The organism is Bartonella queenslandensis AUST/NH15, assembly GCF_000312585.1.
Lineage (GTDB): Bacteria > Pseudomonadota > Alphaproteobacteria > Rhizobiales > Rhizobiaceae > Bartonella > Bartonella queenslandensis_A.
This window is the reverse complement of record NZ_HE998144.1, coordinates 1-263: the sequence shown is the minus strand read 5'-3', so window position 1 is coordinate 263 and position 263 is coordinate 1. Positions and strand designations below refer to the sequence as shown.

Sequence of the window (263 nt, the reverse complement as noted above, 5' to 3'; positions counted from 1 at the left end):
AACGCAAAGCCAGTTGCGTCATGGTTGTTGTTTGGCAAAGTGTTTGATAAAAAGCCGGCACATCTTTCCAATCCATTGCAGGTCTATTAACAGTTGTATGGCGTTGTTTTCCTAAGAGAGCACGTGCTTTTTCTACTGCTTGTAAATCAACATCCAAACCCAAAGCAGCAGCATGCTTGAGACAAAGTTTGAGACGTATCAATGCTGTCTGAGCGGTTCCAGCTTTTGAATGCCAAATGGGAGCAAGGGTATTGCGTATTTCT

1 pseudogene is annotated in these 263 nt (G+C 43.3%); it reads right to left on the bottom strand.

From position 1 onward, the window contains the following. A pseudogene (locus tag BN338_RS09665) lies at window positions 1-263 on the bottom strand (integrase); the annotation flags it as partial.